The 24835-nt window shown below is 37.3% G+C and carries 21 protein-coding genes, 3 tRNA genes and 6 pseudogenes; 17 read left to right on the top strand and 13 right to left on the bottom strand.

What is annotated here, in order from left to right; translation table 11 throughout:
- The 4 genes and pseudogenes from ACFINU_RS07165 to rpsL form a co-directional block, all read right to left on the bottom strand.
- Window positions 1-76: pseudogene (locus tag ACFINU_RS07165) on the bottom strand (elongation factor Tu); the annotation flags it as partial.
- A gap of 62 nt (window positions 77-138) precedes the next feature.
- The gene (fusA, locus tag ACFINU_RS07170) at window positions 139-2223 is read right to left on the bottom strand and encodes an elongation factor G (protein WP_375618564.1); all 2085 of its coding nucleotides are present in this window, start codon (window positions 2221-2223) and stop codon (window positions 139-141) included.
- Window positions 2224-2247: 24 nt separating this feature from the next.
- Window positions 2248-2718, bottom strand: a complete 471-nt coding sequence (rpsG, locus tag ACFINU_RS07175; RefSeq protein ID WP_273791452.1) for a 30S ribosomal protein S7 — start codon at window positions 2716-2718, stop codon at window positions 2248-2250.
- 18 nt (window positions 2719-2736) lie between these two features.
- Window positions 2737-3108, bottom strand: a complete 372-nt coding sequence (rpsL, locus tag ACFINU_RS07180) for a 30S ribosomal protein S12 (protein WP_005773262.1) — start codon at window positions 3106-3108, stop codon at window positions 2737-2739.
- A gap of 492 nt (window positions 3109-3600) precedes the next feature.
- On the opposite strand from rpsL, the gene xth reads away from it, so the two are divergent.
- The 5 genes from xth to ACFINU_RS07205 all read left to right on the top strand — a co-directional run bounded on the left by xth (window position 3601) and on the right by ACFINU_RS07205 (window position 7784).
- On the top strand, window positions 3601-4383 hold the full coding sequence (xth, locus tag ACFINU_RS07185; protein ID WP_375618565.1) for an exodeoxyribonuclease III: 783 nt from the start codon (window positions 3601-3603) through the stop codon (window positions 4381-4383).
- 124 nt (window positions 4384-4507) lie between these two features.
- Window positions 4508-5413: a transporter substrate-binding domain-containing protein gene (locus tag ACFINU_RS07190; RefSeq protein WP_375618566.1), complete on the top strand. Its 906-nt coding sequence runs from the start codon at window positions 4508-4510 to the stop codon at window positions 5411-5413.
- A 141-nt stretch (window positions 5414-5554) separates the two neighbouring features.
- The gene (locus tag ACFINU_RS07195) at window positions 5555-6307 is read left to right on the top strand and encodes an amino acid ABC transporter permease (protein ID WP_375618567.1); all 753 of its coding nucleotides are present in this window, start codon (window positions 5555-5557) and stop codon (window positions 6305-6307) included.
- Between the two features lie 2 nt (window positions 6308-6309).
- Window positions 6310-7026: an amino acid ABC transporter permease gene (locus ACFINU_RS07200; RefSeq protein ID WP_375618568.1), complete on the top strand. Its 717-nt coding sequence runs from the start codon at window positions 6310-6312 to the stop codon at window positions 7024-7026.
- Window positions 7027-7037: 11 nt separating this feature from the next.
- The gene (locus ACFINU_RS07205; RefSeq protein WP_273791447.1) at window positions 7038-7784 is read left to right on the top strand and encodes an amino acid ABC transporter ATP-binding protein; all 747 of its coding nucleotides are present in this window, start codon (window positions 7038-7040) and stop codon (window positions 7782-7784) included.
- Window positions 7785-7885: 101 nt separating this feature from the next.
- Here the strand turns inward: ACFINU_RS07205 and ACFINU_RS07210 are convergent, their stop codons facing one another.
- The 6 genes from ACFINU_RS07210 to ACFINU_RS07235 all read right to left on the bottom strand — a co-directional run bounded on the left by ACFINU_RS07210 (window position 7886) and on the right by ACFINU_RS07235 (window position 15765).
- Window positions 7886-8677: a tetratricopeptide repeat protein gene (locus ACFINU_RS07210; RefSeq protein WP_375618569.1), complete on the bottom strand. Its 792-nt coding sequence runs from the start codon at window positions 8675-8677 to the stop codon at window positions 7886-7888.
- A 1080-nt stretch (window positions 8678-9757) separates the two neighbouring features.
- Window positions 9758-12481, bottom strand: coding sequence for a valine--tRNA ligase (locus ACFINU_RS07215; protein ID WP_375618570.1), 2724 nt, complete (start codon window positions 12479-12481; stop codon window positions 9758-9760).
- A 149-nt stretch (window positions 12482-12630) separates the two neighbouring features.
- A complete protein-coding gene (locus ACFINU_RS07220; protein ID WP_375612445.1) occupies window positions 12631-13185 on the bottom strand; it encodes a DUF2497 domain-containing protein in 555 nt (184 codons plus the stop codon).
- A 252-nt stretch (window positions 13186-13437) separates the two neighbouring features.
- Complete coding sequence (locus ACFINU_RS07225; RefSeq protein ID WP_375618571.1) at window positions 13438-14730, bottom strand: TolC family outer membrane protein; 1293 nt, start codon at window positions 14728-14730, stop codon at window positions 13438-13440.
- Between the two features lie 66 nt (window positions 14731-14796).
- Window positions 14797-15471, bottom strand: coding sequence for a protein-L-isoaspartate O-methyltransferase (locus tag ACFINU_RS07230; protein ID WP_375618572.1), 675 nt, complete (start codon window positions 15469-15471; stop codon window positions 14797-14799).
- A 220-nt stretch (window positions 15472-15691) separates the two neighbouring features.
- A tRNA-Cys gene (locus ACFINU_RS07235) sits at window positions 15692-15765 on the bottom strand.
- Between the two features lie 184 nt (window positions 15766-15949).
- On the opposite strand from ACFINU_RS07235, the gene ACFINU_RS07240 reads away from it, so the two are divergent.
- Window positions 15950-16024: transfer RNA gene (locus ACFINU_RS07240), tRNA-Asn, on the top strand.
- 1362 nt (window positions 16025-17386) lie between these two features.
- Here the strand turns inward: ACFINU_RS07240 and ACFINU_RS07245 are convergent.
- The 3 genes from ACFINU_RS07245 to ilvA all read right to left on the bottom strand — a co-directional run bounded on the left by ACFINU_RS07245 (window position 17387) and on the right by ilvA (window position 20903).
- On the bottom strand, window positions 17387-18769 hold the full coding sequence (locus ACFINU_RS07245; RefSeq protein WP_375618573.1) for a DEAD/DEAH box helicase: 1383 nt from the start codon (window positions 18767-18769) through the stop codon (window positions 17387-17389).
- Between the two features lie 290 nt (window positions 18770-19059).
- Window positions 19060-19590 carry a hypothetical protein gene (locus ACFINU_RS07250; RefSeq protein ID WP_375618579.1) on the bottom strand — a complete coding sequence of 177 codons (531 nt, stop codon included), beginning with the start codon at window positions 19588-19590 and terminating at the stop codon, window positions 19060-19062.
- Window positions 19591-19625: 35 nt separating this feature from the next.
- A complete protein-coding gene (gene ilvA, locus ACFINU_RS07255) occupies window positions 19626-20903 on the bottom strand; it encodes a threonine ammonia-lyase IlvA (protein ID WP_375618574.1) in 1278 nt (425 codons plus the stop codon).
- 146 nt (window positions 20904-21049) lie between these two features.
- On the opposite strand from ilvA, the gene ACFINU_RS07260 reads away from it, so the two are divergent.
- From ACFINU_RS07260 to ACFINU_RS07305, 11 genes and pseudogenes are all read left to right on the top strand, one after another.
- Window positions 21050-21135, top strand: a tRNA-Leu gene (locus ACFINU_RS07260).
- A 221-nt stretch (window positions 21136-21356) separates the two neighbouring features.
- Complete coding sequence (locus ACFINU_RS07265) at window positions 21357-21635, top strand: hypothetical protein (RefSeq protein WP_375618575.1); 279 nt, start codon at window positions 21357-21359, stop codon at window positions 21633-21635.
- A 26-nt stretch (window positions 21636-21661) separates the two neighbouring features.
- A pseudogene (locus ACFINU_RS07270) lies at window positions 21662-21975 on the top strand (hypothetical protein).
- Between the two features lie 196 nt (window positions 21976-22171).
- Window positions 22172-22318, top strand: a complete 147-nt coding sequence (locus ACFINU_RS10465; protein ID WP_404977805.1) for a hypothetical protein — start codon at window positions 22172-22174, stop codon at window positions 22316-22318.
- 78 nt (window positions 22319-22396) lie between these two features.
- Window positions 22397-22580 (top strand): annotated as a pseudogene (locus ACFINU_RS10470) (hypothetical protein); the annotation flags it as partial.
- A 34-nt stretch (window positions 22581-22614) separates the two neighbouring features.
- Complete coding sequence (locus ACFINU_RS07280; RefSeq protein ID WP_375618576.1) at window positions 22615-22947, top strand: hypothetical protein; 333 nt, start codon at window positions 22615-22617, stop codon at window positions 22945-22947.
- A gap of 171 nt (window positions 22948-23118) precedes the next feature.
- Window positions 23119-23506, top strand: a pseudogene (locus tag ACFINU_RS07285) (hypothetical protein).
- A 48-nt stretch (window positions 23507-23554) separates the two neighbouring features.
- Window positions 23555-23782, top strand: a pseudogene (locus ACFINU_RS07290) (antitoxin).
- Window positions 23783-23861: 79 nt separating this feature from the next.
- Window positions 23862-24098, top strand: coding sequence for a type II toxin-antitoxin system PemK/MazF family toxin (locus tag ACFINU_RS07295; protein ID WP_375618577.1), 237 nt, complete (start codon window positions 23862-23864; stop codon window positions 24096-24098).
- Window positions 24099-24243: 145 nt separating this feature from the next.
- Window positions 24244-24564, top strand: a complete 321-nt coding sequence (locus ACFINU_RS07300) for a hypothetical protein (RefSeq protein WP_375667484.1) — start codon at window positions 24244-24246, stop codon at window positions 24562-24564.
- A 3-nt stretch (window positions 24565-24567) separates the two neighbouring features.
- Window positions 24568-24835: pseudogene (locus ACFINU_RS07305) on the top strand (hypothetical protein); the annotation flags it as partial.

The following is a 24835-nucleotide window of genomic DNA, read 5'->3' on the forward strand; positions in this document are numbered from 1 at the left end:
TCTTCCCATGATCAACGTGACCAATCGTACCAATATTAACATGCGGTTTTGTTCGTTCAAACTTGCTCTTCGCCATTTGAGCTCTCCATTTTCCGTCCAAGCCAAGGACTAAGTTAAAAATTAATTACCAACCTGAAATTACGCGTATTTCTTTTGAATATCCAAAGCAACAGCCGAAGGTACAGGCTCGTAATGATCAAACTGCATTGTATACTGCGCACGCCCCTGACTCATAGAGCGAAGAGTATTTACATAACCAAACATATTTGCCAAAGGAACCATTGCATTCACAACCGTTGCAATACCGCGCGCTTCAGTTCCTGAAATCTGTCCCCGACGAGAATTGAGATCACCAATAACATCACCAACATAATCATCTGGTGTAACAACTTCCACCTTCATGATCGGCTCAAGAAGCTGTGCACCAGCCTTCTTTGCCCCATCACGAAAAGCCGCACGAGCAGCAATCTCAAAAGCCAAAACCGAAGAATCAACATCGTGATAGCCACCATCAATGAGAGTCGCTTTTACACCAAGCATAGGAAAGCCCGCAAGAGGACCTGACCCCATAACACTCTCAATCCCTTTTTGGACACCGGGAATATATTCTTTAGGAACAGCACCACCCACAATCTTTGACTCAAAAATAAAGTCATCACCATCATGAGGTTCAAAAACAATTTTCACACGAGCAAACTGACCGGCACCACCCGATTGTTTCTTATGCGTATAATCAATTTCCGCCATTTTAGTAATTGACTCACGATAAGCAACTTGAGGTTGCCCAACATTTGCTTCAACCTTAAACTCACGCCGCATACGGTCAACAATAATATCAAGATGAAGCTCACCCATTCCAGCTATAATAGTCTGACCAGATTCCTCATCTGATTTAACACGGAATGAAGGATCTTCGGCTGCTAGACGGTTAAGAGCAATACCCATTTTTTCTTGATCTGCTTTTGTTTTCGGTTCAATTGCAATCTCAATAACAGGCTCTGGAAATTCCATCCTCTCCAAAATAACAGGCTTCAAAGGATCACAAAGAGTATCCCCTGTTGTCGTCTCCTTAAGTCCTGCAAGAGCAACAATATCACCAGCAAATGCTTCTTCAATATCCTCACGAGAATTTGAATGCATTTGAAGCATACGCCCCAAACGCTCTTTTTTCTTTTTCACAGTATTCTCAAGAGAAATACCTTTCTGAACTTTACCTGAGTAAATACGACAGAACGTCAATGAACCAACAAAAGGATCATTCATAATTTTAAAAGCAAGCATAGATAGCGGAGCATCATCAGAAGATTCGCGTGTCGTCTCAGCCTCAGTCTTTACATCAATACCCTTAATCGCCGGAATATCAATTGGAGAAGGAAGATAGGAAATAACAGCATCCAAAAGTGGCTGCACCCCCTTGTTTTTAAAAGCCGTACCACAAAAAACCGGATGAAACTGAACTTCTACCGTTCCCCTACGAATGAGAGAAACAAGCTGCTCGTTGGTTGGCATAACACCTTCCAAATAAGCCTCTGTCGCAGCTTCATCAACCTCCACAGCCATCTCAATCAATTTCTCGCGATATTCTGCAGCTTTTTCCTTTAAATCAGAGGGAATTTCACTTATTACCGCCGAGGCACCAATAGAGCCATCCCACTTTAAAGCCTTCATTTCTACAAGATCAACAACACCTTCAAAATCATTTTCAGCACCAATCGGCAACTGCAAAACAAGCGCCTTAGCACCCAACCGAGAACCAACCATCTCCACACTACGATAGAAATCAGCTCCTATTTTGTCCATTTTATTAACAAAAACCATACGAGGCACGCGATACTTCTCAGCTTGCCGCCAAACAGTTTCCGTTTGAGGCTCCACACCAGCATTTGCATCCAACAAGGCTATTGCACCATCAAGAACACGCAAAGAGCGCTCAACTTCAATCGTAAAATCAACGTGCCCTGGCGTATCAATAATATTAAAGCGACGCTTCCGACCGTCTTTCCCTTCCCAAAATGTCGTTGTTGCAGCAGACGTAATCGTAATACCACGCTCCTGCTCCTGCTCCATCCAATCCATTGTAGAAGCGCCATCATGGGTCTCGCCAATTTTATGATTCTTACCGGTATAGAACAGAATACGTTCAGTCATCGTAGTTTTACCAGCATCAATATGCGCCATAATACCAAAATTACGATAATCTTCAATTTTATATTCGCGAGCCATTATATTTGCCTTAGTTTAAAACTTCTACCAGCGATAGTGAGAAAAAGCACGATTAGCTTCAGCCATACGATGAACATCTTCACGCTTTTTCACGGCAGAACCACGATTATTAGCCGCATCCATCAATTCACCAGATAAACGCTCAACCATCGTCGTTTCATTTCGACCACGTGCCGCCGCAATCAACCAACGAATAGCAAGAGCCTGACGACGATCAGGACGAACATCAATCGGAACTTGATAAGTAGCGCCACCAACACGGCGTGAACGAACCTCAATATGAGGAGCAACATTCTCTAAAGCTCGATGAAATAGAGCCACAGGATCTGTTTTTACTCTTTTTTCCACAGAATCGAGCGCACCATAAACAATACGCTCTGCAACTGATTTTTTACCATCAAACATAATGGCATTCATAAATTTCATAATAACCAAATCACCAAATTTTGGATCTGGATTAATCTCACGCTTTTCTGCTCTATGACGACGGGACATTGGCTTTGTCTCTCAATATTATTTTGGACGCTTCGCGCCATACTTTGAACGACGCTGTTTACGATTCTTGACACCCTGCGTATCAAGCAAACCACGAATAATGTGATAACGAACTCCTGGCAAGTCTTTCACACGACCACCACGAATCATTACAACAGAGTGCTCTTGAAGATTATGCCCCTCTCCAGGAATATAACCAATTACCTCAAATCCATTCGTCAAGCGAATTTTAGCAACTTTACGAAGAGCAGAATTAGGTTTCTTCGGTGTTGTTGTATAAACACGCGTACAAACACCACGCTTCTGCGGATTCGACTGCAGAGCAGGAACCTTATTACGTTTAACTGGCGCCACACGCGGCTTGCGAATCAACTGGTTTACGGTAGGCATGTAACCTTCCTCTTTTCGATCTACATTCGTCTCACCCAATCGGGCTTTTCTATTTTTATTTCTATCTACCCCAACAGAATCGGAACAGATATCTAAGTCTACACACAAAATCGGGCACACCTGCAAAAAAACAGTTTACCCGACCATAAGCAGAGAAGGCAATAGCCTTTTGCACTAGCATTTGCTTTTAATCTTCTTAACACCTGTGAATAATCTTCCGGTTCATATCCAAAACGTCTGATTACATTCACATCGGTTATGTCCATCTCTAATAGCGAGAACACGTACATTCGTCAAGAACTAAACAGCAGAAAGTTTTTAAAAATGAAAATAAATTAAATTTTAAAACTTTAAATTTGCTTTTATTGCTACTCTTGATAAATCAATTTACCATAGTAATATCCCCTATAAATAAAAAAGTAGCGATGTGACTGTAGTAAAACATACATGCAGTAAATTGAATTGCATATTGGATATCTAATGATGAGCGCCATGAAAATAGCAACGTGGAATATTGCCGGGATAAAAGCACGACATGAAACATTATGTCAATGGCTGCAGCAAAGCCAGCCGGACATAGTCTGTTTACAGGAAATTAAAAGTATCGATGAAAATTTTCCACGCGATGCAATTGAAAGTTTAGGTTACCATATAGAAACACACGGACAAAAAAGTTTTAATGGCGTTGCGATTCTCTCTAAAAAAACACCAGATGAAGTGATCCGTCGATTACCAGGCAATGATAATGATAAACAAACACGTTACATTGAAGCTGTTTATTCAACAAACAAAGGTGTTGTTCGTGTTGCATCTCTCTATTTGCCAAATGGGAATCCTATTGAGAGTGAAAAATATTCCTATAAGATAGAATGGATGGAAAGATTATATACACATGCAAAATCATTACTTACGTATGAAGAACCTCTTATTCTAGCAGGTGATTATAATGTCATCCCCACTCCATTAGATGCAAAAAAACCTCAAGAATGGTATCAAGATGCCTTATTTCTTCAAGAAACAAGAAAAGCATTCCAACGTATTCTTCATTTAGGTCTTTACGATGCTATCCGGAATGTCACCGATACTCCCTCCTTCAGTTTTTGGGATTTTCAGGCAGGTGCCTGGCCTAAGAATAATGGGATTCGCATTGATCATTTATTATTATCACCAGAAGCTGTTGATCAATTAATTTGCGCTCATAGCCAAACAGAAGTAAGGGGATATCAAAAACCATCCGACCACGTTCCTGTTTGGATTCACCTTAATATCAATTAAGAAAGTAAAATCCTCATTTCATGAGACAACAAAAAAATTCCACTCAAAAATAATAACTATGCTACAGCATATAAACAGTATATCTTAAGCAAATAAAATAAAAATAAATGAATGGAGGACATAAATGAAGAAATCATTATTAATGCTTATTGCAGCAACGGCCATTGGATTCTCAAGTTTCGCGCATGCTGAACATGATACTCTTGAAAAAATAAAACGAACAGGGGAAATTACTTTAGGTGTCCGTGAATCATCTGGTTTAGCCTACGCCCTTGGTAATAATAAATATGTAGGTTTTCATACAGAAATGGCAGAACGGATCATTGATGATATCTCAAAAAAAATTGGTAAACCAATTAAAATTCATTATCTTCCCATCACTTCTCAAAATAGAATTCCTCTCTTAAAAAATAAAACCTATGATTTTGAGTGCGGCTCAACAACACATGATATTTCCCGCAGTAAAGAAGCAGCATTTGCTTATACGACATACATTGAAGAGGTTCGGATTGCTGTAAAGAAAAACTCTAACATTAAATCTCTTGAGGATTTAAATGGAAAAACAGTTGCAACGACCACCGGTACAACATCTGTTCAACTTATTCGTAAAAATAAACGTGCAAAAAACATTCAGTTTAAAGTTTTAAAGGGGAAAGATCACGGAGATAGTTTTTTATTATTAGAATCTGGTAAGGCAGATGCTTTTGTCATGGACGCTTCAATTCTTGCTGGACATATTGCTAAATCAAAGAATCCATCTGATTATGTCATTCTTGATACTGTACTTTCAGTCGAACCTATTGCCTGTATGCTCAGATTAAATGACAAAAAATTTGAACAAACAATCAACGATAGTATCGTACGTCAGATTAAAGATGAATCACTGGAAAAGCTTTATAATAAGTGGTTTATGAAACCGATCCCACCTGCTAACACTGTTATGAACCTTCCCTTGTCAAAACAAACAAGATATGCTTGGGATCACCCAAATAATAAGCCTCGAGAAAGCTACGCAGAAAAAGATTTATAGAATTTAATAAAGAAGAACCACACTCTTTTGAAATTGAGTGTGGTTTATATTTTAATTCACTTTTTAATAAATCTGGACTATGTAGATGCGCGTGGTTTATTGTCCTATTTGTGAATGACTAATTTGAGGGAATATCAATTAATGGACTTTTCTTTCCTTTGTAGAGATGACCTTACTCAAACATTGGTAACAGGATGCTTGGGAACTCCCGGCGTGAGCCATACCTATTTAGATACACTTCTCGATGGCTTTAAAAATACGGTTATATTGTCTATCACTTCACTTATATTAGCTGTATTGTGTGGTGTTGTTATAGGAACAATGCGCACTTTACCCAAAACATCCATAATCAATTATATATTTCGCACTATCGGTACTATTTGGGTAGAGATTATGCGTAATATTCCCCTCCTTGTACAAGTGTTTTTGTGGTATTTTGTTGTTCCGAAGATTTATCCACCAGCGATGAAATTTTCCCCCATTCTCTTAATAACATGCGCATTGGGATTCTTTACATCTGCACGCATTGCTGAACAGGTTCGTTCAGGCATTGAAGCGATTCCTTCTGGACAACGCTATGCTGCTATGGCAATGGGGTTTACAACTTATCAAAGTTATCGCTATATTATACTACCACGTGCTATACGTGCAATTATGCCACCTCTTACTTCAGAAGCAATGGGGATTGTGAAAAATTCGTCTATAGCATTCGCCGTTTCAATAAATGAGCTCATGCAATTTCAATACCAAGCAATTGAAGAGGTAAGCCATGTTTACGAAAATTATTTACTTGTTACGGCTCTTTATATTCTAATAGCTTTATTCGTATTCATTGTGATGACAGTCATTGAACAAATACTCAAAATTCCTAATTTTCAAACAAAGGGAAATTGAATATGATAAATTTCATAAGCTCTCAGTTTGGACTTTATTCTCTTTTCAATTTTTCCGACTTTGATTTTTCCTTTTTTACCTTTGATGTATTTCGTTCTTACATTTTATCAGGTTTACTCTTTAGCGTTTTTCTAACTCTTTTTGCAACGGTATTGGGGTTTGTTTTCGGTACGCTTTTAGCAATGATGCGCCTTTCTTCCATAAAACTTCTTTCTTGGTTTGCAATCAGTTACATAACAGCTATGCGTTCAATACCACTTGTGATGGTTATCTTATGGTTTTTCGTGCTTCTGCCTTTTTTAACCGGTATATCCATTGGTGCAAATAAATCAGCACTCATTACCTTTACCGCATTTGAAACGGCTTATTTTGCTGAGATTATGCGTGCTGGAATCAATTCAGTTCCGCAAGGACAAAAATATGCAGGACAAGCTCTTGGAATGACATATTGGCAAAGTATGTACATTGTCATTCTTCCTCAAGCCTTTAGAGATATGCTTCCAGTCTTTTTAACACAAGTTATTATCCTTTTTCAGGATACAACCCTTGTTTATGCCATCAGTGGTCATAGCCTTTTGAATGGTTTTGATATTGCTGCTAATAATTTTGGTGTAAAGCAAGAAGCTTATATCTTAGCAGCTATTTTCTATTTTGTTATCTGTTTTACACTGTCACAAATAGTTTTGTATTTACAAAAAAAAGTATCCATTATTCGCTAACAGGAAAAAAAATGTCTACTCATATGATCGAAATAAAAAATGTTTCTAATTGGTATGGCGAAATTAAAGTCCTTAAAAACTGTACAACCAACATTAATAAAGGAGAAGTCGTTGTCGTTTGTGGTCCATCAGGCTCAGGAAAGTCAACACTCATTAAAACTATTAACGCTCTCGTCCCTTTTCAAAAAGGTGAAATTTGGATTAATGGAATACCTGTTCATTCAAAAAAAACGAATCTGCCTAAATTGCGAAGTCAAGTAGGAATGGTGTTTCAACACTTCGAGCTTTTCCCCCATTTATCTGTCACAGAAAATTTGACAATTGCACAAATCAAAGTCCTAAAACGAAGCAAAAAAGAAGCACTTGAACGTGGATTGTTATATCTTGAACGCGTTGGCCTCATTGAACACAAAGATAAATATCCTGGTCAACTTTCTGGAGGGCAACAACAACGTGTTGCTATTGCACGTGCCTTAACTATGGATCCACTTGTCATGCTTTTTGATGAACCAACATCTGCTCTAGATCCTGAAATGGTAGGTGAAGTACTCGATGTCATGATTAGCTTAGCAGAAGAAGGTATGACGATGATTTGTGTAACCCATGAAATGGGATTTGCACAAAAAGTCTCTGAGCGTGTTATTTTCATAGATCAAGGAACAATTCTTGAAGACTGCTCATCTAAAGAGTTTTTTTCTGATCCGCAAGCAAGAAAACCGAGAACGCAAGAATTTTTGTCTAAAATCCTAAGTCATTAGCCATTAGATTATCAAAAAAGCTATCTTTACTATGAACTTGTATACAAGAAAACAGAGTTTAATATAAGATGAAAGAATGTAAAAATATTACAATCAGATGTTTAAAAACTGTTATTCTTTAAAATCTCAGCAACCAGTGAAATTGCTGTACGTCTCTCAGATTCATTACAAAGAGCAAAAGCCTGTTCTTGCAAAGGATGAATCCAATTTTTGTCTTTTACGTTAGCTTTTTCATAGGCAGCAGTTAACATTGCTGCCCCACGGACAATTTTTCCTTCTTGAAGCAGTATATTTCCAAGCATTGCTTGGGCAGAAGGATTTCCTTTTTTTGCTGAAAGTTGAAACCATCGTGCTGCTTGTATAAGATTCTTCTCCCTTCCCTCTCCCTTTAAAAATATTTTTCCTAAATGATACTGAGCTTTAGGATTTCCATAGTTTACCGCAGCCTGCATATAAAGATGAGCAGCATAAGAAGGATCAGGTTTCACAGGTGATTGAGGAATACCTTTTTTTATATATCTCGCAAGTTTAACCAATGCATCAGAAACATAACTTTCATCCTCTGAACCAAGATCAGCACCTTTTTCAACAATATATGCAAAAAAATTATATGCCTTATAATCATTTTTAGGGACACCATCACCGTTTGCATAGATAGAGCCAAGTTTCCAATTCGCACCAATATGACCTCTCTTAGCTGCACAACGTAATGCTGCAATAGCCTGATTTATATGCCCATTTTTATAAGCAGACATGCCACGTTTAAAAAAATAAAACGAACCATCATTCGCTTCTTGCAAGCTATTGACATCTATTACATAAACAGTCGAAAAGAATCCCCCTAAAATCACAACAATCGTGACTTTTTTCCATATCTGAAACCTATTAACCATTTCCCCCCCTATCTCAATTTTAATGATTATATCTGTTACAAATTTCTTTGTAGATATTTAAACTCTTTTTCTTAGTAAGAAGCATACGTGATTTTAAAGTAAAAATTTTAAAAGAAAAGACAAATAGATAAAAATCATCCAAAATGTTCGATAAAATTAAGTATCCATTTTTATATACAACAAATTGATTTTTAAATATAAATCATCATTCTATATTTTGTAACACATCCTTTAACATTCTAAGCTTTATCGATCTTAAAATTTTATACGTATGAGTAAAAATCGTTCAATAAAATAACGTACATTAAACAGCAACTTGAGAATGAAGAGAATACATGATGAATGGTAAGCGTTTAAATATAAAAAACAATACGAAAGATGGATAAATATAATGATGATAGTTAACTTATAACTTCACGACTGCCTTACCACCTTAAAGATGAAGTTTTTTGTCTCCGTCAATCTATAAACAATACAAGCTTTTTGTTTAACGGATTGCACCTGACATCATTTCACATGGGGTTACTTCATACTTTACACACAAGTTCTACCTCAGAATACTCACCACTACATACAAAAAAATACCACATGTGTAATTTTACATGCCTTATATTGCTACTCTAAATGATGATATTTTACAGAAATAAAACAATGTTTTGATTTATAATGATAATTTACCTTTTTGCATATTGAATGAGGACCTCGAATATCGTAAGATTCTCTCATTCCAAACCTGTTCCATGTTAAATCAATCAAAACCATCCGCTTGCACATTACAAGCAGAGAGAGCTATGTGGATAAAAACTCTGTGTAAGAAAGAACTAAAAATGCCTCTTACGAACGGTTTGAGCTAAGGGTTGTCCGGATATTGGACAGAATGGTGCCCCCCCGGCGCTTGTTACTTCACAAGCATAAAGAAGGGAAGCTCAATGGATTTACCGTTATACCACTCATGATCTACGTCGTGGAATAGGCTTGGATGCCTTAAAAGATGTCTCTTTAATGATAAACATAAAACAATGGATTTCAGTAGAGATTTTATGATCGTTCATGAAAAACTAACAAAAGAAAAAGTTGAAATCAATCTAACCGCTCTAAAGCAACAAATATTTTTTTCTGCGCTGCACGCAGTTCTACAACCCTGTTCCGCTCACGCTCAACAATTTCTGCTTTTGCATTTGCTATAAATTGGGGGTTGTTTAACTTAAGCGATATTTTTTCAATATCTTGTTCAATTTTACTGACATCCTTCCTCAAACGAACACGTTCAGCCTCCAAATCAATCAACTGTCCTAATGGTAAACAAAAAACAGCCTCTCCCAAAATCATTTGTGCCGATACTTCCGGAACTTTATCAGAGAAATCAATAACTTCAATACGCGCTAATTTTTTAAGAAGTGCATCATAACGCTTCACACGCTCTCGCGTTACTTCCCCTCCTTCGACAACAACAAGAGATGCTTGTGTCGCTACTGGAATATTCATTTCAAAACGTACAGACCGAATCCCCGTGACGACATCAATAAGCCAATTAATATCATCAGCAGCTTCTTCATCTATCAATGTTTCCTCTGGCCATTTTGTCAATGCGAGCATATCCTCACGCTTGATGGCTTGCGTTTCTGTAAGAGACCACAACTCTTCCGTCATATAAGGCATAAAAGGATGAAGAAGTTTATAAACTTCATCTAAAACCCAAGCAGTACAAGCTTGAGCCTCATTTTTAGCATCTTCATTTTCCCCCTGAAAAATAGGTTTGAGAAGCTCCAAATACCAATCACATAATGTATTCCAAATGAAACGGTAAAGAGTAGCAGCTGACTCATTAAATTTATAGTGTTCAATACCAGTCGTAACCGCTGAAATTGTTTTAGATAACTCTGTTAAAATCCAACGATTAAGCGCCAATTTTGCTTGTTCTGGTTTAAAAGCTGGATCATGCTTCACACCATTCATCTGTGCAAATCGGGTAGCATTCCACAATTTCGTAGCAAAATTACGATAACCAGCAATACGGGAAACATCAAGTTTTACATCACGACCTTGTGCTGCCATAATAGCTAAAGTAAACCGAAGTGCATCAGCACTATATTGATCAATAAGCTCTAAGGGATCAATAATATTTCCCTTTGATTTTGACATCTTTGCACCCTTTTGATCCCGTACAAGAGCATGCACATAAACCGTTGGGAAAGGAACGTCACCCATAAAGTGAAGTCCCATCATCATCATACGAGCAACCCAGAAAAAAATAATATCAAATCCTGTCACAGATAAAGATGTTGGGTAAAAAGTAGATAATTCAGTCGTTTTATTTGGCCATCCTAATGTTGAAAAAGGCCAAAGAGCTGATGAAAACCAAGTATCTAAAACATCCGGATCACGGATTAATTCAACAACCTCACCATAATGAGCAAAAGCTGAATCTAAAGCCTCTTTTTCACTTTTTTCAACAAAAACCGTTCCATCAGGACCATACCAAGCAGGAATCTGATGTCCCCACCATAATTGGCGAGAAATGCACCAAGGTTGAATATTTTCCATCCAATTGAAGTACGTCTTTTTCCAGTTATCGGGAACGAACTGCGTTTTGCCTTGTTGAACAGCCTCTATCGCTGGCTTTGCTAATTCAGCAGCATGAACATACCATTGATCTGTCAAAAAAGGCTCAATAGGGACACCACTGCGATCTCCATGAGGAACCATATGGGTATGATCATCAACAGAAGCTAAATATCCCTGTTCTTCCATCAAAGAAACAATCTTCTGGCGAGCAACAAAACGATCAGATTTATCGAGATTTTCTACTAACATTTTTAATTCATCTGATAAAATCAAACCATCGAAAAATGCTTCATTTTTACGAAGAAAAATCTCGGCTTGCTGGGTAAAAATATTGATCAAGCGTAAATGATTACGCTGTCCTACTTCAAAGTCATTAAAGTCATGAGCTGGTGTGATTTTTACAGCACCACTTCCAGCTTCAGGATCAGCATGGCTATCACCAACAATTAATAACCTACGACCAACAAGCGGCAAAAGAGCATTTTTACCGATAAGATTTTTATAACGCTCATCTTCAGGATTAACAGCAATTCCTGTATCACCAAGCATTGTTTCTGGTCGTGTTGTTGCCACTGTTATAAAAGTTGTCGCATCATTTGGATCAAAAATTTTACCTTCAAGTGGATATCTAAAGTGCCACAAATATCCTTGAACTTCTTTTTGCTCAACTTCAAGATCTGAAATAGCTGTCAAAAATTTAGGGTCCCAATTGACGAGGCGCTTATCCCTATATATCAACCCTTGCTTATAAAGCGTGACAAAGACTTCATGAACCGCCTGCGACACCCCCTCATCCATTGTAAACCGCTCACGCGACCAATCACATGAAACCCCAAGGCGACGCAACTGGTTTGCAATAACGCCTCCAGTTTCATAACGCCATTCCCAAATACGCTCAATAAACTTTTCTCTCCCCATTTCTTGACGCGTTGGCTCTTGGCGTTCTGCAAGTTGACGCTCCACTACCATTTGCGTAGCAATCCCAGCATGATCCATACCAGGCTGCCACAACACATTTCTGCCACGCATCCGCTGAAATCTAACTATTATATCTTGAATTGTCGTATTGAGCGCATGCCCCATATGAAGTGAGCCCGTAACATTAGGAGGAGGAAGCATAACGCAAAAAGGTTCTGCACCGCTTTTAGAACCAGCTCCCGCTTTAAAAGCCCCACGCATCTCCCATCTCTTTGCAACCCGTTGCTCTATAGAGGCAGCATCATAGTTTTTTTCTAACATTCTATCCATCCATAATGCCGCTGAAAAACACAATATATGATCAAAACCTGATCAGAATCTCGTGAATCTCAGCCATTCACTAGAGAGCTCGCAAAATCGCAAACAAAATCCCCATAAAATGAAAAACATAAAAATAATATAAAAAATAATTAAGACGATTTTTTAATCGCCTTCACAATCTCTTCACGCAAAATATCTTCCAGCAAAATAGGCAATTTAGACTGTAACCATTCTGCTATAGCAGGACGCAACACATCCTTTGCAATCTTTTCTGCAGAAGAAATACAATATGCAGACAATTCCACATGACCATCCCTTCCAGCGTCTGACTGTGATTTCCTTATCTCATCTTCATATTCTTTTGCTTTATAAACAGAATTCCGTTCTTCAGAAGAAAGCTTCATCTTTTGCATATCCATACCAACTGTATTATTTTCTGCCTCTATATCCTCTTTCTCTTGCGTTATCTTCCCTCCTTGATTTTCAGAAGAAAGACCAATACGATCAGCTAAAGCTTTCATAGCATCATCAACCGATAAGGTTGTATCATAAATACCCTCGGATGCCACTTCTGAAGCATTCACTGCAACATCTTCATTTAAAAAGTGATCAGATTGAACCGCATTTTCTTCGATTATTTCACGAATAGATGTTAAAATTTCATCCATACTTGGCTCACGTAACACGCTTGAACTCTGTACCATACTTTACAACCTCTCAAAGACGCAACAACAAATAGAATCATATTTTCAGTGTATGCAAAAGAATTATAAGATCAACATGCCTCCTACGATATTTTCAAATATGCTTGTCATAAAGAGGGCGCTACACACAGTTTTCTACACTTATAAAAATAATATCTCGCCGCAATATCTTTCAACATATTCAACTGTTGATTTACTAATCTTTTAAAAACTAAAATAATTTAATAAGATTCAAAGAGATACTTTTATGTATTATCGGATATATTTAATTGTTTTTAAACCTAAATAACTTGCAGTCAATTTACCAATAGAAGATTGAACACTATAGCTCGCCACAACAGCATTACGCTCTGCCATTGCAAGCGCAATCTGAGCATTAATCAATAGAGTACGAGAATTTAAAACATCCAGCGTCGTTGCTTGCCCTACACGATTTTCTTGAACACGACCTTTCAGAGCAATTTCAGCAGCACGAACACTTTCACGGTAAGCAATAACAGATGAGCGAGCGCCCTCCAACTGAAACCAAGCAGAAGTAAGTGCTTGTCGCGTATTACTATGCGCCAAATCGAGTTGAAGCTGGGCCTGTCCAAGCTGTTCCCTTGATTGGCGAATTTGCGCAGACGTACGCCCTCCTTCAAAGATTGGGACACTTACTGACAACCCTATCGATTTAGAAACGCCATCTTCTCCAACCCCACTGTAGATTCGATTATAAGATGCGGTTGCAGAAAAATCAACTTTAGGGAGCAATGCCCCTTCTTTCGCCTTTACATTATAAGCACTCGCATCGACTAAATATTTAGCATAAAGGATTGCTGGATGCATCACAACGCTCACTTGGTAAGCCATATCAAGGTTGACGGGAAAATCTTTGGCTACAGGTGGGCGTTTTAACTTTTCAGGATCAGAACCAATAACTTGTCGATACACTGCCTCTGCTGCTTTTACATCAGCACGAGCAAGACTCAGCTCTGAAACCGCCACGGAACGTGCAGCTTGAGCTTGAGCAAGATCAACATGCCCTCCTTCACCCACATCAAATTTTGCTTTATTGGAACGAACTTGCTCCTCAAGAGCTGCCAAATTTTCTCTCCGAAGATCGGCAACACGACGTGCGTGATAGACATTAGCATAAGCGGTCACCGCCTCCAGAAACGTATTTTGTTCAACATTACGAAGATATTCACGCTGAGCCTGCAACTTAACTTGAGCTGAAGAAAAGATATTTTGCGTGATAAAACCATCAAATAATCTTTGATTTAATCTCACTCCTATAGATCCAGAAGTGACATAAGGACCTGTAAAAGACTTATTGCGCCCATAGTTCCCAACCCCCTCAACTTGTGGCAATAGCCCCGATCGCGCAATGACAACATCATCACTGGATATACGCACAGCTGCACGTTCACTATTCAACTTAGCATTATATTTATAAGCCTTAGAAAAGGCATCCATCAATGTTTCAGCACAAACAGCCTCTGATAGAAAAACACTCAGCACCAGCAATAAACACGCCTGAAACTTCTTGTTTACTCTAAACATAATACACACAATAACAAACCCCAAATAAATTACAAAATTATCTTTTATTCACAAAACAAACAAGCACTAAAACACAAAACCAGGTGTTTTGAAAAAACAAGGAAGAGGCTTTACAGCGAGGTTAAAAGCACGACGAGCCGAGATGATCCCATCTTCTTTTATATAGATTTGTGCAACAGCAGCATTTCCATGCCCTTCAACCACAACAAGACGTCCACAGTCTTTCATTTGATCAAAGATACCTTGAGGAATAAAATCAACAGATCCCTCAATGAAAATCACATCATAAGGTCCCTCAACGGCATATCCTTGCTCTAATGGACCATGAACGACAACCACATTATCACATTGATTACGTTCTAAAGCTTCAAGAGCACGTTCAAAGAGAGATTTATCACTTTCCAGCGCAATCACAGACCCTGCAAGTTTTGCAAGCAACGCTGCACAATAACCACTATTTGCACCAATATCTAAAACAACATCTGATGATTTTACAGCGGCAAGCTGTAGTAATTTCGCTAGAGACGCAGGTTTCATCAAATAGCGTGCAGAAACCCCATCTTGCACTGGACATAGAACAATATCAGTATCAAGATAACTTAATACTTTCATATCTTCCGATACAAAATCTTCACGAGATACCGTTAAAAAGGCTTCAAGAACTGATAAATCCGTTACATCGACTGTACGAATTTGATTGTCAACCATTTTGCGACGAAGCTCAGCAAAATCTGCAACCATAACGAATATTTTCTCCTAACCTACAAAAAACAAACAAAACAACGACAACAAGGGACGAAGATCTCTTAAACTATGGGTGTTAGAAAAAAGGATGCTACAGTCAACAATTAGATTTTAACTGTATAATCTCTCATACAAAAGTGTCTTCACAAGAATAGAGGGAAATAATCTATTTTCCTATACCTCATCTCCCCTAAAAGCCGTTTCGTTTAAAATCGGCTGGAGGCCTCGCCCGGAATCGAACCGGGATACAAGGATTTGCAGTCCTCTGCGTAACCATTCCGCCACGAGGCCTCGTCAACAAACATAAAGGTTTCAATAAGGGAAGGCAACGCATCCGTCAAGGTGTAGAAATATTCTCTCGCCTTTTTTCCTCTTATTACACAATTTATCATATTTTTTAAAAAAAAGTAATTTTATTCTTTGCAAATCAGTATTGCTTTGCTATAGCCTTTTCAAAGAGATGATTGGGCACCATTCCCCGGTAGCTCAGCGGTAGAGCAACCGGCTGTTAACCGGTTGGTCGCTGGTTCGAATCCGGCCCGGGGAGCCACTTCTTTTTTTATTCCACGTAGTTTATTGTTTTTTCTCAAGCTTTTAGACATGAGGGATTCGTTAATAAAAGTGAGGTAATAGAATTTTTGCAATAAAATAGAAACGCAATATCCTACGGGATGTGTTTTTTTGCAATGAACGCAAAAAACTATTGATTCATTTTAAAATAGCACAAATAAGATTACTTTTCTCAAACCACCGCACCTCTATAAGAGGGCACTGCAATTATTTGCACATTATAAATTATAAATTACGATTTCTTTCATCAAAGATGAATTATTAAGCTCCATCAGCAATGAAACTGTCTCATATTTTTTTTCCAAAGAAAGAATGATTTATACTCAATAAAGAAATTAAACTTAAAAACCTGCTCATGAAGCAATCATTTTGAAAAATGGAAGAAACAATAATCAAGGTCATATATTATCTCCATACACCCCACATAACCTCCTCCCCATCCTAAAAGCAAAAAACATAAAACAAGTCTGTAAACACTCCAACGTCTTATCTAATAGGTCGCCTCCTTGCTAGCCACTTCAACGCTTTACAAACAACCTTGCCTTGTTCACCACACTGTCATAAAACATTTAATACATAAAATCTTATAGGCTTTATAGCCCCCCAAATAATAGTTTTACAGTAAAAACCAAGATAACGAGCTAAATTGTTAAGAATCTTGAGAAAGCCTTCAGAAATCATGACATTCTCGCTATTGTATTATGCAGTCACATGCTTTTTTAAAGAGATATCTCTTAAATCCCCCAAGACTCTTTCACAATGACACCCCCGTAAATGGTATAAAATGAAATCGATTGATCAGCCCCATCTTTATTTATAATAAAAGCCATACCATCGTACTATTTTCCAACTCTCAATCTCAGCAATCCCCCATTGCCTTGGAAAGAGTTTATAAAAATTATTTTATTTATTTTTCAAATGATTATCTATATGACAACTTCACACATAACGTGCAAGCGAATACTTTTGATTGATCCGCATAAATAACTTAAAAATGAAAAAAATACGATATAGTGAATTATTAAATATATAAAACAATGAGTTATTATTAGACATCAATTTTTAAAATTAAAAGTTATCATTAAAGATAAAACACATCCTTTATAAAAATAATTTTATATAAATAAAATCTACTTTTATTCCCATTTAAAAAAATGGGAATAAAGCAAATAAATAATTGCCTCTACAATAAAGATTTTTAATAAATCCAAAAAGTTAGAAGTTTTCATTTCTAAAAAATGAAAACCTCTGAAGGATCTTCTTACTTTTAACTCTTTTCAATTGAGAATAAATCAACAAAAGTAAAAGATCTCCTGTACATGATCTTTTTTCAAGACTTTATCTAAGCAGCCTTCTTAACTGATTTCCGAAAACGAAAAGTCTTTGCACGCTTTACTACCGCTTTTGCTTTTTGATGCCTCTCATTTTGAGGTGAAGAATTCTTTCGTTGCAACTGTGCAGCATCATCTTTTCGACCTAAAAACTGTTTTTGACGTTTAGATTTTTTAAAACGGCGTTCCTTATCGTTTTCTTTTTCTTTACTTTCTCGTACAATTGGCTTTTCTGGAAACGCTGCAAATTGTTCTGGAACAGCCTCAGCCACCAATTTCATATGAATCAAGCGCTCTATAGCCCGCAAGCGGGACCTTTCTACCTTCTCATCAAAAAGCGTAAGTGCTACACCAGATGCGCCATTACGTCCTGTACGACCAATACGATGTACATAACTTTCAGCTTCATCTGGTAAGTCGTAATTAATAACGTGACTTATCCCTGGTATATCAATACCGCGTGCAGCAATATCTGTTGCCACTAGGATCTGCACAGATCTTTCACGAAAAGCTTTTAAAGCAGACTGGCGAGCACCTTGTGATTTATTTCCATGAATTGTTGCGACTAAATATCCTATCTTTTCTAAACTACGTGTGACAGCATCTGCCCCATGTTTAGTTCGAGTAAAAACAATAACCGAATCAAAAGCTGGATTTGTCAAAAGTTTACTTAAAACATTCTTTTTTTCATTCGTAGGAACACAATATAATTTTTGGCAAATCTCTACAGCCGTAGTACCTTGAGGAACAACTTCAATTTTAACCGGATCATTGAGTAAACATTTTGCAAGCACAGCAATTTCCCTCGGCATTGTTGCAGAAAAGAGTGCTGTCTGACGCTCTTGATGCAAAAGCTTTGCAATTTGCTTAACATCATGAATAAACCCCATATCCAACATACGATCTGCTTCATCCAAAATCAAAAAACGAGATTGGGAAAGATCAACACACTTTTCACGAACAAGATCTCTCAAACGCCCTGGAGTCGCTATCAAAACATCCACACCTGCTTCCATACGTTTAATTTGTTTTAAACGTGATACGCCCCCAAAAATAAGACATGTTGAAAGATGTGCTCCTTTCGCCGCAGTGCGAATCGCTTCATCAATCTGAACAGCAAGTTCGCGCGTTGGAGCTAAAATCAAAGCGCGTGCAGTTTTAGGGCAGCGTTTATCACCTAAAGCCAAAATCTGACTTAAAATAGGCAAACTAAATGCCAAGGTTTTTCCAGAGCCTGTCTGAGCAACACCTAAAATATCGTGTCCTTTCAACATCACTGGAATAGCTTGTTCTTGTATAGGTTTAGGTTTACTCATCCCAGCAATGAGTAAATTTTTAATCAAAAGAGTAGGCAAACCTAACTTTGTAAAAACATTTTCTTCTTTTATAGGCAAAATAAAATCTTTCCTTAGCTGAAGAACTCAAAAGAAGTAACCATCTGAACTCTCCACTCAAGAATCCGCGCAAGAGAAATCCCTGACATTTTAAATGAAGCAACGCCTAAAAAGCGGCTTGCGCAACTCATGAACACCTTGAAATCAAGATAAAGGCGTATAAACTTCACTTTACAAAAAGCCAACAAACCAGCCTAAATGCCTTCATCTCTATTATCTTTGGATTATGATAAAAAAGCAAGAACTTTACGAAATACATTTATCATGAATAAAAACAATATTTAGATCGTTTACTTTTTGATGATTGTATCCATCGGTAAATGTACCTTGATAAAATCAGGATAAATCTCGAGAAAAACTGGATTTTGTAAAGTTTTTTGACCGCCATAAATTAAATACCATTGTTTTTTATCAAAAATCGCCAAAGTTTTATATTGAATGATGCGATCTTTCATCTCAAGAACTGTTGGAATTAAAGCATACAAAGTACCGTTATCAGTTTGTAAATACTCTATATTTTCTTTATCTAAATAATAAGCACCAGAAGGCAACCCCTCAAATTTCTTATGCAACTGTTGAAGAAAATCACTACGTAAAGCACTCTCTGTTGTATTCAATCGATGTGCCATCTCTTTATAAAGCCGCTCAGGCATATAACGAGAAATAGGTATAAAATCCCCATTTTTTATAGCATTATTGACATCAACAACGACTCTTGAAAGTTCATCTTTTTGTACTATTGTTGGCTGAGATGCTAAACTCTGTTGATTAACAATCAAAAAGAAAAATAGACTCAGCACCGAATAAAAAATAGGTTTCATCATTATACTTCTTGTTTTAGTAAAATTTCAGTTTCTCAAATAACAAAATCAAATAACGTTTGATCATCAGTAATATCACGATAACGCCAACCTAACGCTTGAAATTTTTCCTCTAAAAGACAAAAATTACCGTATTTTTTTGTTTCAATCGCAACCAATACAGAACCAAAGTTTCTCGCTGACTTTTTAAGATATTCAAAACGTACGATATCATCATCTGGTGATAATGTGGAAAGAAAATGACGCAATGCACCAGGATGTTGCGGAAAACTAAAAATAAAATATTTTCTCAACCCTTGGAAACGTAAAGAACGCTCTTTAATTTCTGGCAAACGCTCAAAATCAAAATTACCTCCTGAAATAACGAGAAGAATTTTTTTCCCCTTTAACTCTTGAGGAGGAATACTGTTAAGCGCATCAATCGATAAAGCACCAGCCGGTTCAAGAACCACACCTTCAACATTAAGCATTTCAACCATCGTAGAACAAACGCGATTTTCAGGAACCGTAATGACAGAATCAGGGGGAAATTGCTTTAGAATTGTATAGTTTAGTGCACCAATTTCAGCCACAGCAGCACCATCTACAAAAGTGTCAATGCTTTCAAGCTTGACGCGTTTTCCACTCTCCAAACAAGCAAGCAAACTTGCAGCTCTTTGCGGCTCAACAAAACGAAGCTTTGTTTTCCAACCATATTCATGTAAAAACTTGCTCACTCCACTTGCTAAACCACCACCCCCTACTGGCACAATCATCAAATCTGGCTCACTTTCTCCATTGAGTTTTTTCCATTGTAAAGCAGCTTCACAAAGCACTGTTGCCTGCCCTGTAATAATGCGAATATCATCGAAAGGTGGAGCCATTACACCACCGCTCTCTACGACAAAGGATTGCGCAGCTTCATAACATTGATCAAATGTTTCACCAACCAAACGAATATCAATGAATTCTTTACCAAAAATACGTGTTTTTTCAATTTTTTGTTGTGGCGTTGTCATAGGCATGAAAATCACGCCTTTACGTTTAAAATAACGACAAACAAAAGAAACCCCTTGCGCGTGATTCCCCGCTGAAGCACAAACAAATACAGAATCTGGTGATATACAGCTAAGCATTTCTGAAACAAAATTGAAAGCACCACGAATCTTATAAGACCGCACCGGTGTTAAATCTTCACGCTTTAAATAAATTTCTGCATCATACTTTTGACTAAGAAAATCATTTCTTTGAAGTGGTGTTTCAGCAAACACGTGATGCAATCCCACCATAGCTTTTGTGACGTCTTGAATAAATTGACTCATAACACTAATCATTTCATACTTTATTTACATTATAAAAGCTTTTTCTATCGATAAAGGAAACTATTGTCAGTCAAAATTTCACTAAAAAATGAAAAATGTTTCTTTTGTCATTAATTCTTGATTCAATAAAAGATATAGCTTATGAGAGAACTCACATCGCGGACGTGATGAAAACGGTAAACATAGCAGACTTAAAATCTGCCGGTCGAAGACCTTGCGGGTTCAAGTCCCGCCGTCCGCACCAGATTATCTTAATCTCTCTTATTTTCCAATGATTTATTAAAAATCAAAAAAATTAAAGCACCTTCTAAACCACCTTTCGTAACTTTATTATAACGCTATAAGACGGCACCGCGGTGGTGCTAAAATACGAATCATTGCTGCTTTTTGAGGTACCTTTTTAGCACTTTGACCTCCTCCTCGTCTTTATAGGATGGAGAGGCAATCAATATTGCTAATTTGGGATTGGCTTATACTCTTCATGACTCTTGTAAAACGACGCAAAAGCTCAGAAAAGAGATAGATGCAAAAGACAAAATAGTAGATAAAGAAGCTGAAATAATACGTGCACAAAAAGATGTGATTCAAAAACAAGAAGAGTTAATTCGAAAATCAACTGCTTCTAAGATTATTTTTCCTCGAATGGCAGTAAAAAATTGGCCCAAAAGTAGTTTCAAGTACTTTCTCACGACCATTTTTTCAAGACAGGCAATCACAACACGCTCTGTCATAGCGCACATATAAATACGCAACAGCCTTCACGGGGGAAGATGATCATCAATACACAAACCGTTCTCTGCCTTGATCTAGATCTAAGACAGGCTGGGCGATTTCTCGTGTAGACAGCAGTATAACAAGTGCCACTTGTCAATTTTGAATTTTGTCGTTTTAAAGGCGATAGTATGCGCTATTTGCGTTTTCAGCAATGGCTTACAAAATGAAGATCACAACAGATAAAGTCAATGCCTCACAAGAAGAGATGATTAAGACGGTGTGTGCAAAAGAATACAATCCAAAAGATGACAACGAAGCAAATGCTTTAGCAATTTTATATTTAGTTAAAGAAGGGAATGCGCATGTCTAATGCAATGCCATGGATAAGATTCCTTTTGAATGACTGGAACAGTGAGATAGATGAATGACATGAGAACAAAGGGGCATTTATATAACGCTTTTCATTCGCATGTATGACAAAAAAGCACCAATTAAACAGATTTTGAAATGCTTGCCCGCGCTTGCAATTGCTCGCAAAAAAGTTTGCAACTATTGTCGAATATCTCATGAAGAATGATAAACTTCTTGAGAAAGATAATGGTTTGTCGAATACGCGCATTGAAGAAGAGTTAAAAGATTTTACTGATAAAAAATTGCACATATCGCAAATTCATAGTGAGGCTGGAAAAAAGTGTACAATAAAAACGCTATAAAAAACATTTTAATGATTTTGCTTAAGCAAACACTAAGCAAAATCAAGCTATAAAGAACCAGAATAAGAATATATATAAACTAAAACTATCATTTTAGCAAAAAAAAACTGCTTCTGAAAATTTAGAAACAAACGAACAGGTTGACGAACCAACATAGGTTGCTGCTGTTGAGACTACATCAGAGCAAATCGAAACGGGTGTAGAAAACCAACCTTCCATCCACGTGCAAGAGAACATTACGAAAAAAGCTAAACGGGTTAGAGAGGACATAGCCAAGGCAATTCGGATGCTTTCGTGTGGTTCAAAAAATTTCGCAACAGGCAGATCATGAAGGTATGGCGCTTACCTATGGAATGGTTTTGGAAAGTGTTTCTGCGTGGTCACTCATAAAAACGGTTAAACGGATTTTATGCGATGAGGTAGAAGGTTTATCGGATACGTTTTTTCCAAACACTCGTGAGTTAGTAAAATTATGTCGTGATTTGGAAAATAGTCTTTTGACAAAAACCAATCTTGTACACCAGGCTGTTTTGAATACCCGTGAAAAAAGGCTGAAAGAAAAGGCAATGAGAGAGAATTCAAGACCACTCACGTTGGTTGAAAAGCAAGTGAAAAACATTGCAGGTTAGCAAACTAGTGAAAATTTCTGATCGTTTTTTGATTGGATGTGCATTTAAATCGACAAAATGGCACCGTACAGAGTGATTTAAAGATTTTATGATAAAAAACCTATCATATAAAACGCTCTGTACGGTCAAATTTGAGGCAAATAGACAAATTTGTAAAATTAGGATTAAAGCATGTTCATTTTAAAACATCTATTCTTAAAAAACCGTAAACAACCCATGCGAAAGAGGTTTGTTGCAACGGCAGTGGGTATGCCCCATGGGGGATGGGACAGAGGAGTATTTTTACAACCTCTACGAATATGAAGACGGCACAAGAGAGTGTGAAAAGTTTGATGGTGGTCAGTATTACAAAACACCTAAGAATGCGGATTTTAGTACCAAAGCGCAAGTAAAAGCATGGGTTTACGGTGGTGATATTCCGAAAAGCATTCTCAATTACGAACCTCTTATAGACGAGATCAACAGAGAGATAAAAAATATTGACTTTATTCAGAGTATATTGCGTATTGCTCTAAATGCGCGTCTTAAACATTTACACAAAAGCATAAAAAGCTATTGAATCATGGGCTTTATGTTATATTTTTTATAATATTAGAGAGGGCATTTTATGCATACAACAAAATTACGTAAAGTTGGAGGATCAGTTATGCTCTCTACACCACCTGCATTGCTTGATGTTCTTCATCTTATTGAAATATGCAAGTGGGTTTGGCTATAGATATCGCAAAATTACACTCTTGAAGAATTGTTAGTCCAATGTAATACTTCGGACGATTTTGCGGATAAAGATGTAGAGTGGTTTGATGCTAAGCTTGTTGGCAGAGAGCTCTTGTAATGAAGCGGGGTAAAATTTGGTTTGTATCGCTTGACCCAACCTCTGTCTATGAGAAAAAGGAACGCATCCTGTACTGATTGTGTCACCGGAAGCGTTTAATCGTTTAACAAAAACACCCATTGTTTTGCCCATTACGAGTGGAGGAAATTTTGCTAGAATAGCAGGCTTTGCTGTTTCATTGGTGGGAACAGGGCTGCATACAACAGGTGTGATACGCTGCAACCAACCGAGTTCTTTAGATATAGTAGCGCGTAATGGGCGAAGTCTTAGCAAAGTTATCAACATTTCTTACTTGAATTTTTTCTACAATTTTTAATGTTTAAAACACCAACTTTAGGTAAAAAATAAAAAAGCATAAGATCATGATTTTTTCTGTTGACAATCGGCTAAACAATTTTTCACAGAATAAAAATCAATATTTGACTAATGATGTCATTAATTATGACTCAAAAGGAGCCATAATGAAAGCTGTCATCACTAAGCCAATGTGTGTTGTTGGCGACAATAAAAGCACTGTTCGCTTTGAACCATCAACACCCAATAATCCATTTGTTGAAGTTTCCAATCAAGTCTACGCACGTCTCAAGCGCGCTAATGCTGTAAAACCTTTTGTTGATGTTCAAACAAAAATAAAACCCGACAAGACAATTGAACACATTAAGCAAGTAGAAAAAGAACCCAACCAAATATTATCTGAAACAGTAACAGAGGAAACCTCTCTCGAAAAACCAAAAGAATCTAAGGTCTCTCAATCATCAACACCTACTCTTAAAAAGGCTTAGAAGTTGAAGTTAATCATCTACCCAAAATGGTATCTTCAACAGGTAAAGGATACCTTCTACCAGTCTTCAAGTACCACGCCTTAATTGGGCCTTTGCGTAATGCTCTAAACACTGCAGCAAAACAAGTCGAACGCTTTACTGAAAAGCAAGTTGCAGACATCTCATCAGCCCAAATAAAGCGTATAAGAAGAGGTGTTTATATTAAAGAAAAGGCAACAGCAAGGTTTCTTGAGACAGATATCATTGGTTCTGGAACACCAATACCTCTTAA

Origin of the sequence: Bartonella sp. AC130YNZD (genome assembly GCF_042196865.1) — a bacterium.
In the GTDB taxonomy this organism is placed as follows: domain Bacteria; phylum Pseudomonadota; class Alphaproteobacteria; order Rhizobiales; family Rhizobiaceae; genus Bartonella.